Genomic DNA, 14,484 nt, shown 5'->3' on the forward strand with positions numbered 1-14,484 from the left:
CATGGAACTCGCGATCCTGTCCGTCAGTTTTCTGATTTTCCTCGTGCTTGGCGTGCCCGTCTCGTTCGCGCTCGGCATTTCCTGCGTACTGACCTATATGGTCGAAGGGCTGCCGATCGCGACCGCGATGCAGTCGATGATCTCGGGGATGAACGCGTTCTCGTTTCTCGCGGTGCCGTTCTTCATCTTCTCCGGCGAGCTGATGCTGCATGGCGGCATCGCGGACCGGATCCTGCGCTTCGCGCAGGCGACCGTCGGACATTTCCGCGGCGGCCTCGGGATGGCCAACGTGGTCGCCTGCACGCTGTTCGGCGGCGTGTCGGGCTCGCCGACCGCCGATACGTCGGCGATGGGCGGCGTGGTGATTCCGCTGATGAAGCGCGAAGGCTACAGCGCGGCTTACGCGGTCAACGTGACGACGCACGCGTCGCTCGCCGGCGCGCTGATGCCGACCTCGACCAACATGATCATCTACGCGTTCGCCGCGCAGGGGATCACGGGGATGCTGCACGGCCAGCAGGTAAGCGGCGTGTCGATCGGCGACCTGCTGTTCTCCGGGCTGCTGCCGGTGTTGTGGGTGATGGGCTTCGTGCTCGTCGCCGCGTACTGGCAAGCGGTGCGTCACGGCTATCCGCGCCGTGAAGACGGTTCGTCCGCGCTGCCGTCGTTCCCGGGCTGGTATGCGGTGCTGCGCAGCTTCGTCGGCGCGGTGCCGGGCCTGATGGTGATCGCGATCATCCTCGTGTGTGTCGCGAAGGGGATTGCGACCGCGACGGAAGCGGCCGCGATCGCCGTCGTGTATTCGCTCGTGCTGACCGCGATCGTGTACCGCACGCTGACCGTCGCGAAGCTGCGCCGTGCGCTGTCGCATGCGGCGCGCACGACGGGCGTCGTGCTGCTGCTGATCGCCGTGTCGAACATGCTGCGCTTCCAGATGTCGTACCTGGAGATTCCGGATGCGATCGAAGGGCTGCTGAAGCAGTCGACCGCCGCGCCGTGGCTGATGCTGCTGTACATCAACATCATCCAGGTGTTCCTCGGCACGTTCGTCGACATGGCCGCGCACATCCTGATCACGACGCCGCTGTTCCTGCCGATCGCGATGGCGTGCGGCGTCGGGCCGGTGCAGTTCGGGATCATGCTGCTGCTGAACTGCTCGCTCGGCCTCGTGCACCCGCCGATCGGCTCGGTGCAGTTCGTCGGCTGCGCGATCGGCAACGTGTCGATCGGCGAGACGACGAAGATGGCGTGGCCGTACTACCTCGCGATCTTCAGTGCGATCAACATCGTCACGTATATGCCGTTCTTCTCGACCTGGCTGCCGAGCCTGATCAGCGGCCACGCGGTGTTCTGACCGCTAGGCCTTGTCTGTCGCGGCGCCGGACGACCTCCGGCGCCGTCATCACGTCAACGGTGTTTTTCACGTATCGCGTATCACGGATAGCGTATCCATCCCCATGAACCACAACACAGCATGGCGCGCCCTCGCCGCCGCCGCATTCGCGCTGGCCGCATCGCTCGCGCATGCCGCGACGTATGCGTACGTATCGAACGGCGACAGCCGCGACATCTCGGTGTTCGGCGTCGACACGTCGACCGGCGCGCTGCGCGCGATCGAAACCGTGCCGGTCGACGGCACCGTGATGCCGATGGCGTTGTCGCCCGATCATCACCGGCTGTACGCGGCGCTGCGCTCGACGCCATATCGCGTCGTCAGCTTCGCGATCAATCCGCTCGACGGGCGGCTGATCGAGCTGGGCCGCGCGCCGCTCGCGGACAGCATGGCGTATGTGTCGACCGATGCGTCGGGCCGCTACCTGTTCTCCGCGTCGTACGGCGGCAACCTGCTCGCGGTCAACCGGATCGGCGAGAACGGCGTGGCCGGCGACGTGCAGCAGACGATTAAGACCGGCCCGATGGCGCATGCGATCCGCCAGTCGCCGGACGGCCGCTATGCATTCGCGTCGGTGCTCGGTGCCGATGCATGGCTGCGCCTGCCGTTCGATGCGTCGACCGGCACGCTGACCGACACGGCCGAGCCCGCGTACCGGCTGCCGGAGAAGTCGGGCCCGCGTCATTTCGTGTTTTCGTCGAACGGTCGGTTCGCATACCTGATCGACGAGCTCGACGGCAAGCTGCACGTGCTGGCGCTGTCGCATGGCGGCGCCGAGGCGCGGCCGATTCAGACGGTGTCGATCCTGCCGCCGGATTTTCATGGCGACAAGCCGTGGGGCGCGGACCTGCACCTGACGCCGGACGGCAAATTCCTCTACGCGTCGGAGCGCACGTCGAGCACGCTCGCGGCGTACCGGGTCGATGCGGCGTCGGGCAAGCTCGCGCGAGTCGGCACGTTCGCGACCGAGCGGCAGCCGCGCGGCTTCGCGATCGATCCGTCGGGCACATATCTGCTCGCGGCCGGGCAACTGTCGCCGACGCTCGCGGTGTACCGGATCGACCGGCACACCGGCCACCTCGACGCGATCGGCAAGTATCCGGTCGGCAAGGGCGCGAACTGGGTCGAGATCGTCACGTACGACGGGACGAACTGATCCGCGCGACGAAGCGCGATCGACTCAAGTTGAACCGGCCGCTGTCGTTAACCGACTAGGGATAACTTCGAGAGTCGATTCACCATGCGCGATCTGAAGGTAAAAAACAGTTTGCTTGCCGTGCTGGCCACGTTTGCAGCGATGATCATCGTCGGCGGCATCGTCGGGGTCGTTGCGCTCGGCAGCGCGAACACGAACGCGAAGCGCCTGCACGCGATCGCAACGCAGACGTCGCTCGTCAACGACGCGTACAAGGACAGCACGCGTACCCGCTCGGCGCTCGTGCGTGCGTATTCGGCACTGAAGGAACACAACGATCCGGCGCAGCGCGACTCGGCATTGCAAAGCGCGCAGCGCACGTTCGATCTGTCGGCAAAGGAAACGCAGGCGTTCAAGGACACCGCGCCGATCGGCAGCCTTGGTGCCGACCTGAAGCAGGCGCTGGTCGAATCGTCGACGCATCTCGCGGGCGTCCTCGCCCGCGCGAGTGACGCGCTGCGCAACGGCGATACCGCCGCGTATGCCGAGATCAACGACAAGGAAATCACGCTTGCCGGCCAGGTGTATTCGGCGAACGTCGAGAAATTCCAGCGCACGGCCAACAAGCTGGCGGAAGACACGATCGACGACGACAACGCCGCGTACACGCGCATCGTCGCGATGGTCGGCATCGGTGTCGCGCTGGCGCTCGCGCTGATCGCCGCGACGCACTTCGCGTTGCGCGCGATCGTGTCGCGGCCGCTCGCGAACGCGGCCGCGCTGCTCGACCGGATCGCGTCGAACGACCTGACCGTGAACGTGCCCGATGCCGGCCGCAACGAAATCGGCCAGTTGTTCGCGGCGATGAAGCGGATGCAGGCCGGCCTCGCGACGACCGTCACCGGCATGCGCGACAGCAGCGACGCGATCCACACGGCCGCGCGCGAGATCGCCGCGGGCAACCTCGACCTGTCTAGCCGCACCGAACAACAATCCGCGTCGCTCGAGGAAACGGCCGCGAGCATGGAGCAGCTGACGTCGACGGTACGTCAGAACGCCGACAACGCACAGCAGGCGAGCACGCTCGCCGCGAGCGCGGCGGACCTAGCCCAGCAAGGCGGCGAACTGGTCGGCCGCGCCGTCGACATGATGGGCGTGATCAACACGAGCTCGCAGAAGATCGCGGAGATCACCGCGATGATCGACGGCATCGCGTTCCAGACCAACATCCTCGCGCTCAACGCGGCGGTCGAATCGGCGCGCGCGGGCGAGCACGGGCGCGGCTTCGCGGTGGTCGCGGGCGAGGTGCGCTCGCTCGCCCAGCGCAGCGCGGGCGCCGCGCGCGAGATCCGGCAGTTGATCGGCGCGTCGATCGACGACGTGCGCGACGGCAATGCGCTCGTGTCGCAGGCGGGGCGCGCGATGGACGAGATCGTGTCGTCGGTGCGGCGCGTGGCGACGATCATGACCGAGATCACGACGGCCACCGTCGAGCAGAGTGCGGGTATCGACCAGGTCGGCCAGGCGGTCACGCAGATGGACCAGATGACGCAGCAGAACGCGGCGCTCGTCGAACAGGCGAGTGCCGCCGCGAGTGCGCTCGAGCAGCAGGCCGGTTCGATGCAGGCCGCGATGTCGGTGTTCCGGATTGCGCGGGGGCGGTGAGTGGGAAGCGTCCGGGCTGCGACGACGCGCACGCATGCGTCGCCTCCCGAACCGGACGGCGATCGGTCGTCCGCATCGTCACCTACCTGTGCGATGATGCGCAGCGCCGCGTTTCCTGAAACGCGCCACCGACCCAGCGCCCGCTTGCGGGCGACTGCCGAATCATCGTCATATCCGGAGGCCCGATGCCCACTCGAATCGTTCACGGCAGCACACTGCATTACCAGGATCACGGCACCGGCTTTCCGGTGCTGCTCGGGCACAGCTATCTGTGGGACGCGGCGATGTGGGCGCCGCAGATCGATGCGTTGTCCAGCCGCTATCGCGTGATCGTGCCGGACCTGTGGGGGCATGGCGCGTCGGGCCCGCTGCCCGACGGCACGCAGACGCTCGACGATCTCGCCGCACACGCGAGCGCATTGCTCGATGCGCTGGAGATCGAGCAATGCGCAGTCGTCGGGCTCAGCGTCGGCGGGATGTGGGGTGCGCGGCTCGCGTTGCGCGAACCGCGGCGCGTGCGCTCGCTCGTGCTGATGGATGCGTCGCTCGAGGCCGAGCCCGACGCGACGCGGCTGCGCTACTTCGCGATGCTCGATGCGATCGAGGCCGCCGGCAGCATCGTGCCGCCGCTGCTCGACGCGATCGTGCCGCTGTTCTTCCGGCCGGACGTGAACCTGGCCGACCCGGTGCCGAGCGCGTTTCGCGCGGCGCTCGCGAAGCTGCCGGCCGACCGGCTGCGGGAATCGATCGCCCCGCTCGGCCGGTTGATCTTCGGGAGACCCGATACGCTGGCCGCGCTCGCCGACCTGGACGGCGAACGCACGCTGCTGATGTGCGGCGCGGGCGACATGGCGCGCCCGCCGTCCGAGACGGTGAAGATGGCGAGCGTGATCGGCTGCCGCCACGCGCTGGTGCCGGACGCCGGCCATATCTCGAACCTGGAGAATCCCGCGTTCGTCACGCGGATGCTGCTCGACTGGTTCGACGAGCAGCAGCTCGCGGCGGGCTGACCGTCATGCGCGCGACGCCGGCGGCGGATGCCCGCGCGGCGTCGTGTGATGCGGGCCTGCGTGATGCGGCCCGGCGTGATGCGCGTAACGCGTGTTACGCGCGTTCGCCGATCGGCGTGAACTTGCGGTCGCGCACGCGGCCTTCGTCCGCGCCGCGGCGAATCAGGTCCTGCGCTTCCGCACGGCTCGCGACGCACGGCGCGGAGCCGGGCAGCGGCCGCCGCGCGGTTTCGCGCAGCGCGAGCACCGACACGATGCCGATGAACGACGCCCCCATCAGGTAGTAGGCCGGCATCATCAGGTCGCCGGTGCGATCGACGAGCCATGCGGTGACGAGCGGCGTCGTGCCGCCGAACAGCGACACCGACACATTGAAGCCGATCGCGAGCGCGCCGTAGCGGATGCGCGTCGGGAACAGCGCGGGCAGCGCGGACGGCATCACGCCGGTGAAGGTCGACAGCAGCGTGCCGTAGATCAGCATACCGCTGAACACCGACGCGGTGGTGCCCGCATGAATCAGCATCATCGACGGGATCGACAGCACGAGCAGACCCACGCAGCCGGCCATCATCACCGGCTTGCGGCCGACGCGATCGGACAGATGGCCCGCGTAGAGCGTCATCGGCATCATCAGCACCATCACGATCAGCACCATGAAGAGGCCGTGCGTCTCGTTGAAGTGCAGCGTCGCCGACAGGTAGTTCGGCAGATACGACAGCGCCATGTAGTCGGTCACGTTGAAGATCAGCACGAGGCCGACGCACTGCAGCAGCGGCCTCCACTGTTCGATGAGCAGCGTGCCGAACGACTGCTTCGGGCGCGCTCGTTCGTCCGCTTCGCGCGATTCGGCTTCCTTCTTGAACGCGGGCGTTTCCTCGAGCTTGAGCCGCACGTACAGGCCGACGAGGCCGAGCGGCCCGGCGATGAAGAACGGCACGCGCCAGCCCCACGACAACAGTGCTTCCTGCGACAGCGTGGCTGTCAGCACCGCGACAGTGGCCGCGCCGAGCGTGTAGCCGATCAGCGTGCCGAACTCGAGGAAGCTGCCCATGAAGCCGCGGCGCTTGTCGGTCGAGAACTCGGCGATGAAGGTGGCGGCGCCGCCGTATTCGCCGCCGGTCGAGAAGCCCTGCACGAGGCGGGCGACGAGCAGCAGCACGGGCGCCATGATGCCGATAGACGCGTAGCTGGGAATCAGGCCGATCGCGAAGGTGCCGACGGCCATCATGATCATCGTGGCGGCGAGCACGCGCTGGCGGCCGATGCGATCGCCGAGCGGGCCGAACACCATGCCGCCGAGCGGACGCACGAGGAACGCGGCCGCGAACGTGCCGAAGGTCGCGAGCAGCTGCGCGGACGGGCTGCTCGACGGGAAGAACACCTTGCCGAGCGTGACGGCGATATAGCTGTAGACGCCGAAGTCGAACCATTCCATCGCGTTGCCGAACGCCATGGCCCCGACCGCGCGTTTCAGGACGGCCGGGTCGACGATCGTGATGTCGTCCAGCTTCAGGGCCTTGCGCGAAGACCGGGCTTTCGCGGGGTGCGCTTGCGATGAACTCAAGGAACGCTCCTGGAAGGAGCCTTCGCGGCCGGCCGAGCGGGCGCACGGGGGGCGGGCGCGGAACCGTCGGGGACGAAGGCGGTTGTCTCTGGATCGCCGTGATGTCGAGGGCGCGGCGCGCGCCACGCGACACCCGGCAAGGGTGTGTTGGTGTAAAGCAGTGTAGAGAAACGGGGAAAGCGGACTATCGGTCATGCGCCCGGAAACCGGTCGTAAACGACACGGATGGCGCAGGCGGGCAACTCGTCGGGCGGCGCCCGGTAAGGGTTCGGCGGTCCGGGCAGCGTCGACGGTGGTCTATACCGGAGCCGCGACGCGAGGGGCGCGTCGCGTCGTGCGATCGTGCGGGCATGATGCGGCCGATACGTCATGCACGGATTCGCACGCGCGATGGAAGCTGCGCCGAATCCGGACGCGCCATCGCGCCATCGCGCGACGAACGCGACGAACGCGACGAACGCGACGAACGCGACGAACGCGACGAACGCGACGAACGCGACGAACGCGACGAACGCGCGGCACGATGCTTCGGACTGCGAAGGCAGAAGGGCGGCAGTTCGACGAAGGCAACCGCCGCCCGCGCACATCAGAACAGGTGGCGAATCCCGAGGTTTGCGCCGACGGTCGTCCCGGTGACCGCGTAAAGCGCGTTGTTGATCCCGAGCCCGGTATTCATCGCGCCGTGGTTGTTGACCATCGCGACCTGCGCGTACAGCGCGGTGGCCTTCGACAGGCTGTAGCTCGTGCCGATGGCCGCGAGCAGCGAGTGATTGGCCGTGTCGTTGCGGTCGCTGGTGAACCACACGCCGCCGTTCAGGTCGACCGCCGGCGTCGCCTGGTAGTCGAGGCCGCCGCCGTACACGTTGTTGCTGAACGATCCGCCGACCTTGTAGCTCGCGAACGACGCCTTCGCGGTGACCGGGCCGAACCGGTACGCGGCGCCGATCGTGCGGCCGACGAACGCGACGGTGCTCGGCGTCGGCGTCGGGTTGGTGCCGTCGTTGCCGTCGTAGAACGCGGCGTTGATCATGAAGCCGTCGTGCTCGTATTTGACGCTCGCCGAATACTGGCGTCCGGCCTGGAAGTCGCCGGCCTTGCCGCCGAACGCGAACATCGCGCTACCGGTAAGGCCGGCGATCGTCGGGCTCGTATACGACACGGCGTTCGGATTGAACAGGCCCGTCACGAGCACGTTGTCGACGTAGTTGATCAGCCCGCTGCCGAAGTGCGAGAAGTTGCGCGGATCCGAATCGAAGATCGCGAGCAGGAACGGCGAATACTGCACGCCAGCCTTGATCGTGCCGAAGCCGCCGTCGAGCCCGACCCACGCCTGGCGGCCGAAGAAGTTGCCGTTCGAATGGGCGAACGCGCCGTTGGTGACGGCAAAGCCGCTTTCGAGCTGGAATTTCGCCTTGAGGCCGCCGCCGAGATCCTCGGTGCCGGTCATCCCGAAGGTCGTCGGCGTCATGCCGGTATCGGTCATCGCGAACTGATGGCCGGCGTTCGCGCCGGTGGCGGCGTCGAGCGTCTTGCTCGTGTACAGCAAGGCGGCGTCGAGGTTGCCGTACAGCGTCACGCTGCTTTGCGCGAAGGCGCTGCTACTGGCCATCGCGCCCGCCAGCGCGGCGCAACCGATCACGATTCTGTTTTTCATTGGGATGTCTCCAGTGTTGTTGTACGTCCATGCATCGAACAGGGATGTGACGGACGCCGCGCATGGCGGGGTCCGTCGTGCAGGCCGCGCACGCAGGGTGGGGCGCGGCGGGACGCACGTGCGCGGCAGGGTGTCGGCCGCGCGCGACGCGTTCATGACCCGGATGGGCGCCGGAACGCGCGTGCGTCGAGGAAGTTGGGTGAGGGCAGCCGGTGCCGCCCTCGCGATTCAGAGCGACTGGCCGAGCTGATCGAGGATCGCCGGGTTCTCGAGCGTGGACGTGTCCTGCGTGATCGCCTCACCCTTCGCGAGCGAGCGCAGCAGGCGTCGCATGATCTTGCCCGAGCGCGTCTTCGGCAGGTTGTCCCCGAAGCGGATGTCCTTCGGCTTCGCGATCGGCCCGATCTGCTTGCCGACCCAGTCGCGCAACGTCTTCGCGAGCGCCGCCGCTTCCTCGCCTTCCGGACGCGAACGCTTCAGCACCACGAACGCGACCACCGCCTCGCCCGTCGTGTCGTCCGGACGGCCGACCACCGCCGCCTCCGCCACCAGCTCATGCGAGACCAGCGCCGACTCGATCTCCATCGTGCCGAGCCGATGGCCCGACACGTTCAGCACGTCGTCGATGCGGCCCATGATCGTGAAGTAGCCGGTGTCCTTGTCGCGCACCGTGCCGTCGCCGGCGAGATACAACCGGCCGCCGAGTTCCTCCGGGTAATAGCTTTTCTTGAACCGCTCCGGGTCGCCCCAGATCGTGCGGATCATCGCCGGCCACGGCCGCTTGACGACCAGGATCCCGCCTTGCCCGTTCGGCACGTCCTGGCCGGTCTCGTCGACCACCGCGGCCATGATGCCCGGCAGCGGCAGCGTGCACGAACCCGGCACCGTCGGCGTCGCGCCCGGCAGCGGCGTGATCATGTGGCCGCCGGTTTCGGTCTGCCACCACGTATCGACGATCGGGCAGCGCTCCTGGCCGACGTGCTTGTGGTACCACATCCACGCTTCCGGATTGATCGGCTCGCCGACGGTGCCGATGATGCGCAGGCTCGACAGGTCATGGCTCTTCGGGTGCACCTTGTCGTCGGCTTCGGCGGCCTTGATCAGCGAGCGGATCGCGGTCGGCGCGGTGTAGAACACGGTGACCTTGTGATCGCCGATCATCTTCCAGAAGCGCCCGGCGTCCGGATAGGTCGGCACGCCCTCGAACACGACCTGCGTGCCGCCGCACGCAAGCGGCCCGTACGTGATGTACGTGTGGCCCGTGACCCAGCCGATGTCGGCCGTGCACCAGAAGACGTCGGTGGGCTTCCAGTCGAAGGTCCACTTCATCGTCTGCGCGGCCCACAGCAGGTAGCCGCCGGTGCTGTGCTGCACGCCTTTCGGCTTGCCGGTCGAGCCGGACGTATACAGGATGAACAGCGGATGCTCGGCGCCGACCCATTCCGGCGCACACGTGTCGGACTCGGCGTGGGCGAGTTCGTGCATCCACAGGTCGCGCCCGGCGTGCCAGTCGAGCTTGCCGCCGGTGCGGCGATAGACGATCACGCTCTTCACCGCTTCGCAGCCGCCCATCGCGATCGCTTCATCGGCGATGCTCTTGAGCGGCAGCGTCTTGCCGCCGCGCGCCTGCTCGTCGGCGGTGATCAGCGCGACCGCGCCGACGTCGACGAGCCGCTCGTTCAGCGATTTCGCGGAGAAGCCGCCGAACACGACCGAGTGGGTCGCGCCGATGCGTGCGCAGGCCTGCATCGCGACGATGCCTTCGATCGACATCGGCATGTAGATGACGACGCGGTCTCCCTTCGCGATCCCGCGTTTCTTCAGCGCATTCGCGAAGCGCGACACGCGTGCGAGGAGATCGGCGTAGGTGACGCGCGTGACGGTGCCGTCGTCGGCCTCGAAGATCACCGCGACGCGCTCGCCGTTGCCGGCTTCGACGTGACGGTCGAGGCAGTTGTACGACGCGTTGAGTTCGCCGTCGTCGAACCACTTGTAGAACGGTGCGTCGCTCTCGTCGAGCACCTTCGTGAACGGCTTGTGCCACGAAAGGCCTTCGCGGGCGAGACGCGCCCAGAAGCCCTCGTAATCGCGTTCGGCTTCGGCGGCGAGTGCCTCGTAGGCCGGCATGCCGGAAATGGTCGCGCGCTCGCGCGTGTCGGCCGTCGGTTCGAAGATCCGGCGTTCCTGAAGGATCGATACGATGGCGGTCAAGGTGTTCTCCATGGAATTCGTAGTGTGTGGCCTGACGGTTGAAACGCAACTTGCATGCCAATCGCTTGAATATTCGGCCGGAATGGCTTGTGTGCGGGCTCCTATGCTGCTGCTGTCGTTCGATCTGCACTGCAAAGCAATGATGAAGGGAACGGCCGGTGTACCTGTCGGCTTGCCGCTTGCGTCGAAATGCAGCAGACGTGTTGCAGGCTTCAACACGGCGTGGGATTAGCGACGAGCGCCGCCCGCGATGCCGCTCGAGTACTACGCGATGAACGACCGGAGCAGACCGAGCGTGTCGGACGCACGAAGGCGGGCGAGCGCCGACGCCTCGATCTGCCGCACGCGTTCCGCGGACAGGTTCAGCTGGCGGCCGATGTCGCGCAGCGAGCAGCCTTCGTCCGTGTGCAATCCGTAGCGCAGCTTGAGCACCATCGCCTCGCGCGGCGGCAGCCGGTCGATCACGGCAGCGATCGTGCGGCGCAACTGCGTGGCGCCGGCCGCGTCTTCGGGAGAAGGCCTCGACGTGTCCGGCGCGACGTCGGCGAACGTCATGTCGCCCTCCGGCGAGACCGGCACGTCGGCCGATACCGGTTCCTTCACGATGGCCATCAGGTCGCGCACCTTGTCGACCGGCTCGCCCATGTGGACGGCCAGTTCGGCCGGCGTCGCCGCCGTGCCCGCGCGCTGACGATGCTCGCGCGCGAGCCGCGACAGCTTGTTCAGCGCGTCAACCGTATGCGTCGGCACGCGGATCGTGCGGCCGAGGTCGGCGAGTGCATGCGTGATCGCCTGCCGGATCCACCAGGTCGCGTAAGTCGAGAACCGGAAACCGCGCCGGTAGTCGTAGCGCTCGATGGCTTTCAGCAGTCCGATGTTGCCTTCCTGGATCAGGTCCGCGAACGGTAGGCCGCGATCCGGATAGCGCTTCGCGATCGACACGACGAGTCGCAGGTTCGCATCGAACAAACCCGCCTTCGCCGGCTGCATCGCGCGCTCGATCGCGCCGAGCCGTGCATCGAGCGACGCGGTCGCGCCGGGCGGTAGTTCCGATGCGGGGGCCGCGCGCAGGATCGCGTCGCGTGCATCGACGAACTCGGCCGCCCGTCTCGTCAGCGTCGACGCGCAGGCCGGGTGTGCGGCGATGCATGATGCGAGCCAGCCGGCGTGATCGTCGTCGGCCGCGTGCGCGAACGACGGCGGGACACCCACGTCGGCCAGCATCCGCTCCAGTCGGCCGCGCAACGCGCGGTGCCGGCGTGCGCGGCCGCGTAGCGGCTCGCTCATCCGTTCGAGCGCGCGGGCGGACAAGCCCAATGTGCGGAGCAGTGCCGCGGCGTCGCGTACGTGCGAGCGATACGCGGCGCAAGCGCTGCCGCCGGACGCCAGTGCCGCGCGCATGCCGTGCGCAAGCGCATCGATGCGTGCGAGCCGCGCCACCACCGCGTCGCGCCAGCTCGAATCCTCGGTCTGCGTATCGGCCTCCGTATCGTCGTCGCGCGCGGGTTCGCCGGCGGCGGTGGCCGACGTGCCAGCCTCGGCCTGATCGGCCGACGTGTCGTCGCGCGGGCCGTCGTCGAGAAAGATCACATAGGTCGACGCGGCGGTCCGGCATTGCGCGATCTCGACGCGAATCGACACGAGCGCGTCGAGCGCATCGGGATCGCCGCACAGCACCGCGGCCGACGCGGCGCGGCCACGCTCGATCCGTCGCGCATACGCGAACTCCTCGTCGCGCGTGAGGAGCGGCGTCGTGCCCATCTCGCGCAGATACAACCGGACCGGATCGGTCGTGCGCGGCGCGAGCAGGTCGGCCGTGGCGAGCGCGCCGGCGCCGTCGGCCCATGCGCGCGTGGGCGGCGCAGGCCGGAAGTAGCGCTCGAGCGTCCAGCCGCTCGCGGTGTCGGCGCTGTCGCACACTGCGATGCCGAGTTCGCCGAGCACCGCCGCCACCGCATCGACGCCGCTGTCATTCGCATCGTCGTCGGGCAGTGCGTCGATGATGTCGCCGCGCGTGACGAAGCCGCGCGACAGGCCGGTCGCGATCAGCGCGTGGAGGTGCGCGACGGCGTGCGGCGCTGTGCCATCGTCGCGGCCGGCTGCGGGCACCACCGCGTGCCGCGCTGGCATCCCGTCGCGCGCCGCGTCACGCGCGCTTCGCATACACGTTGCACCAGCCGTCCGCTGCGACCGACTTGCCGCCGAACATCGGGCACGTGCCGCTCGCATCGGCCGCCTCGCCCTTGTAGAAGCGGCAGTTCGAGCAGCGCTGGCCGGCCTGGTATTTCGGGAACTGCGCGGGGTCGACGCTGGACGCATGCGCGCGATAGCCGAGCGTCTTCGCGGTGGCGTCGTTCTCGTCGACGAGCGGCGGCGCCGCATAGGCGGTGCGCCCGGCGGCGAGCGCGGCGCACAGGCCGATGGTGTTGACGATGAAGGTTCTGCGGGAAGTGGAGTGCGTCACGGTCGTGTCCTGGTCAAGATGAAATCGTGGGGAAGGGCGCGGCCCGCATTGCGTGGCGGAGCCGCTTGCCCGGTGTTACTGGCTCGCGTTCGCGTCCTTGTGGGCGGCGGGGCCGGCGATGAGCGGCGCCGTCGACGCGCGTGCGGCATCGGCCGTCAGCTTGTTCTTGCTGGCGATATAGCCGTTCGACGCGAGCAGGAAGGCCATCAGGTCCGCGTAGTCCTCGTCCTTGAGCTTGCCGGGCTGGTCGGCCGGCATGTTGGTCGCCATGTAGCCGAACACGCCGCCGATCGTCAGGTGCGAATGCGACAGCGGTGCGAACGACGTGCCGCTCAACGCGGGCGCGGTGTTGCCTTCGAGGTCGGCGCCGTGGCACTTCGCACACGCATTGCCGTAGAGTTCCTTGCCGTGCGCGGCCTGTGCGGCGTCGAACGCGGGTGCGGGGTCGCCGGCGCCCGCGGCGACGCGGATGAAGCCGCCGCCGGCAGTCGCGTTGCGCGCGCGCAGGAGGCCGCCCGATTGACGGCCGCCGGCGGCCGTCGCGCCGTCGAGGAAGCGCGCCGGCGTGCGCGATTCGTGCGACTCGTGCGCCTCGAGCGCGCTGCCGGGCAGTGCCCACTTGCGGGTCAGCGCGGCGAGCCGGCCGTTGTTCTTCATCTGCGTGAGGGCCGCGTCGATACGCTGCTGCAGCGCGGCCGAGCGCGGTGCGAACGCGAACGTGAGCTGCCACTCGGCATACGGCGACGACGTCGCGCCGATGCGGAACGCCTGCTTCGGATGCGTGGCCTGATACGCGACGACCGCCGGATACCAGACGATCGCGCGATGCGCGCGGCCGCGGGCGACCGCGTCGACGGTTTGCTCGGACGTGTTCTCGAGATCAAAGCGCGCGTCCTTCTGCTGGACCGCGATCAGCTGCGCGGGGCTCGCATAGGTGGCCGCGACGATTTCGCGGCCGGCCGTCGGCGTGCCGGCGTCGCGGCGCGTGACGCTCACGTAGCCCGAGCGCAGGTAGCCCTGCGAGAACAGCAGCTTCGTATCGGATGCATCGGCGATCGCCGAGCGCGGGAAGCCGGCGAGCACGTCGCAATCGCGTTCGAGCATGCCGGCGAGCTCGTGCGCGGACACGCCGTCGTCGTCGCTGCCGCCCGCGTCGTGCGCGGAGAACGTGGCGGCGATGCCGGCTGCGCGGAACACGTCACGGGCGATGGCCTTGTCGAGCGCGGCCGTCGGCGTGCCGGGCAGCGAGCAGACGCGCACCGGCGTCGCGGCCGTGGACGGCACCGGGAGCAGCGCCGTGCCTGCCGCGAGCGCACAGGCCACGGCGAGACGGGAAAGTGGAAGGTTCATGATCGTCGCTCGGTTGGAAACGGGGGAGGCACCCGCGC

At 68.4% G+C, this 14,484-nt stretch carries 11 protein-coding genes; 5 read left to right on the plus strand and 6 right to left on the minus strand.

Features of this window, described 5'->3' with window-relative positions:
• Position 1: 1 nt before the first annotated feature.
• The 4 genes from ACP26O_RS32085 (at position 2) to ACP26O_RS32100 (ending at position 5,203) form a co-directional block, all read left to right on the plus strand.
• A complete protein-coding gene (locus ACP26O_RS32085) occupies positions 2 to 1,354 on the plus strand; it encodes a TRAP transporter large permease (RefSeq protein WP_006755328.1) in 1,353 nt (450 codons plus the stop codon).
• Positions 1,355 to 1,457: 103 nt separating this feature from the next.
• Entirely contained in the window at positions 1,458 to 2,549 is a 1,092-nt protein-coding gene (locus tag ACP26O_RS32090; protein ID WP_175666305.1) for a lactonase family protein, read from the plus strand.
• Positions 2,550 to 2,633: 84 nt separating this feature from the next.
• Positions 2,634 to 4,193, plus strand: coding sequence for a methyl-accepting chemotaxis protein (locus ACP26O_RS32095; RefSeq protein WP_426356414.1), 1,560 nt, complete (start codon positions 2,634 to 2,636; stop codon positions 4,191 to 4,193).
• Positions 4,194 to 4,378: 185 nt separating this feature from the next.
• Positions 4,379 to 5,203 (plus strand): alpha/beta fold hydrolase, encoded by an 825-nt coding sequence (locus ACP26O_RS32100; protein WP_175666303.1) that lies wholly within the window; start codon positions 4,379 to 4,381, stop codon positions 5,201 to 5,203.
• Positions 5,204 to 5,297: 94 nt separating this feature from the next.
• On the opposite strand, the gene proP is transcribed toward ACP26O_RS32100, so the two are convergent.
• The 3 genes from proP to acs form a co-directional block, all read right to left on the minus strand.
• On the minus strand, positions 5,298 to 6,767 hold the full coding sequence (gene proP / locus ACP26O_RS32105) for a glycine betaine/L-proline transporter ProP (protein WP_426356415.1): 1,470 nt from the start codon (positions 6,765 to 6,767) through the stop codon (positions 5,298 to 5,300).
• A gap of 586 nt (positions 6,768 to 7,353) precedes the next feature.
• Positions 7,354 to 8,421 (minus strand): porin, encoded by a 1,068-nt coding sequence (locus tag ACP26O_RS32110; protein WP_175666301.1) that lies wholly within the window; start codon positions 8,419 to 8,421, stop codon positions 7,354 to 7,356.
• Between the two features lie 228 nt (positions 8,422 to 8,649).
• Positions 8,650 to 10,644 (minus strand): acetate--CoA ligase, encoded by a 1,995-nt coding sequence (gene acs / locus ACP26O_RS32115; protein ID WP_426284484.1) that lies wholly within the window; start codon positions 10,642 to 10,644, stop codon positions 8,650 to 8,652.
• Here acs and ACP26O_RS32120 point away from each other — a divergent pair.
• Positions 10,622 to 10,864 carry a hypothetical protein gene (locus ACP26O_RS32120; RefSeq protein WP_175665828.1) on the plus strand — a complete coding sequence of 81 codons (243 nt, stop codon included), beginning with the start codon at positions 10,622 to 10,624 and terminating at the stop codon, positions 10,862 to 10,864. The two genes, acs and ACP26O_RS32120, sit on opposite strands and share 23 nt — an antisense overlap.
• Before the next feature lie 32 nt (positions 10,865 to 10,896).
• Here the strand turns inward: ACP26O_RS32120 and ACP26O_RS32125 are convergent, their stop codons facing one another.
• The 3 genes from ACP26O_RS32125 to ACP26O_RS32135 form a co-directional block, all read right to left on the minus strand.
• Positions 10,897 to 12,762 carry a sigma-70 family RNA polymerase sigma factor gene (locus ACP26O_RS32125; protein WP_175724022.1) on the minus strand — a complete coding sequence of 622 codons (1,866 nt, stop codon included), beginning with the start codon at positions 12,760 to 12,762 and terminating at the stop codon, positions 10,897 to 10,899.
• A gap of 16 nt (positions 12,763 to 12,778) precedes the next feature.
• Positions 12,779 to 13,096 (minus strand): high-potential iron-sulfur protein, encoded by a 318-nt coding sequence (locus ACP26O_RS32130; protein WP_105830906.1) that lies wholly within the window; start codon positions 13,094 to 13,096, stop codon positions 12,779 to 12,781.
• Between the two features lie 75 nt (positions 13,097 to 13,171).
• On the minus strand, positions 13,172 to 14,446 hold the full coding sequence (locus ACP26O_RS32135; protein WP_175665827.1) for a c-type cytochrome: 1,275 nt from the start codon (positions 14,444 to 14,446) through the stop codon (positions 13,172 to 13,174).
• Positions 14,447 to 14,484: the final 38 nt, after the last annotated feature.

The sequence above is a fragment of the Burkholderia sp. R-40 genome (genome assembly GCF_049942845.1).
Classification (GTDB): domain Bacteria; phylum Pseudomonadota; class Gammaproteobacteria; order Burkholderiales; family Burkholderiaceae; genus Burkholderia; species Burkholderia ambifaria.

Excerpts from the sequence above, each read along its gene's own strand:
- ACP26O_RS32085 (WP_006755328.1), top strand. The coding sequence starts at position 2 with ATGGAACTCGCGATCCTGTCCGTCAGTTTTCTGATTTTCCTCGTGCTT.
- ACP26O_RS32090 (WP_175666305.1), top strand. The coding sequence starts at position 1,458 with ATGAACCACAACACAGCATGGCGCGCCCTCGCCGCCGCCGCATTCGCG.
- ACP26O_RS32095 (WP_426356414.1), top strand. The coding sequence starts at position 2,634 with ATGCGCGATCTGAAGGTAAAAAACAGTTTGCTTGCCGTGCTGGCCACG.
- ACP26O_RS32100 (WP_175666303.1), top strand. The coding sequence starts at position 4,379 with ATGCCCACTCGAATCGTTCACGGCAGCACACTGCATTACCAGGATCAC.
- ACP26O_RS32110 (WP_175666301.1), bottom strand. The coding sequence starts at position 8,421 with ATGAAAAACAGAATCGTGATCGGTTGCGCCGCGCTGGCGGGCGCGATG.
- ACP26O_RS32120 (WP_175665828.1), top strand. The coding sequence starts at position 10,622 with ATGGCGGTCAAGGTGTTCTCCATGGAATTCGTAGTGTGTGGCCTGACG.
- acs (WP_426284484.1), bottom strand. The coding sequence starts at position 10,644 with ATGGAGAACACCTTGACCGCCATCGTATCGATCCTTCAGGAACGCCGG.
- ACP26O_RS32125 (WP_175724022.1), bottom strand. The coding sequence starts at position 12,762 with ATGCCAGCGCGGCACGCGGTGGTGCCCGCAGCCGGCCGCGACGATGGC.
- ACP26O_RS32135 (WP_175665827.1), bottom strand. The coding sequence starts at position 14,446 with ATGAACCTTCCACTTTCCCGTCTCGCCGTGGCCTGTGCGCTCGCGGCA.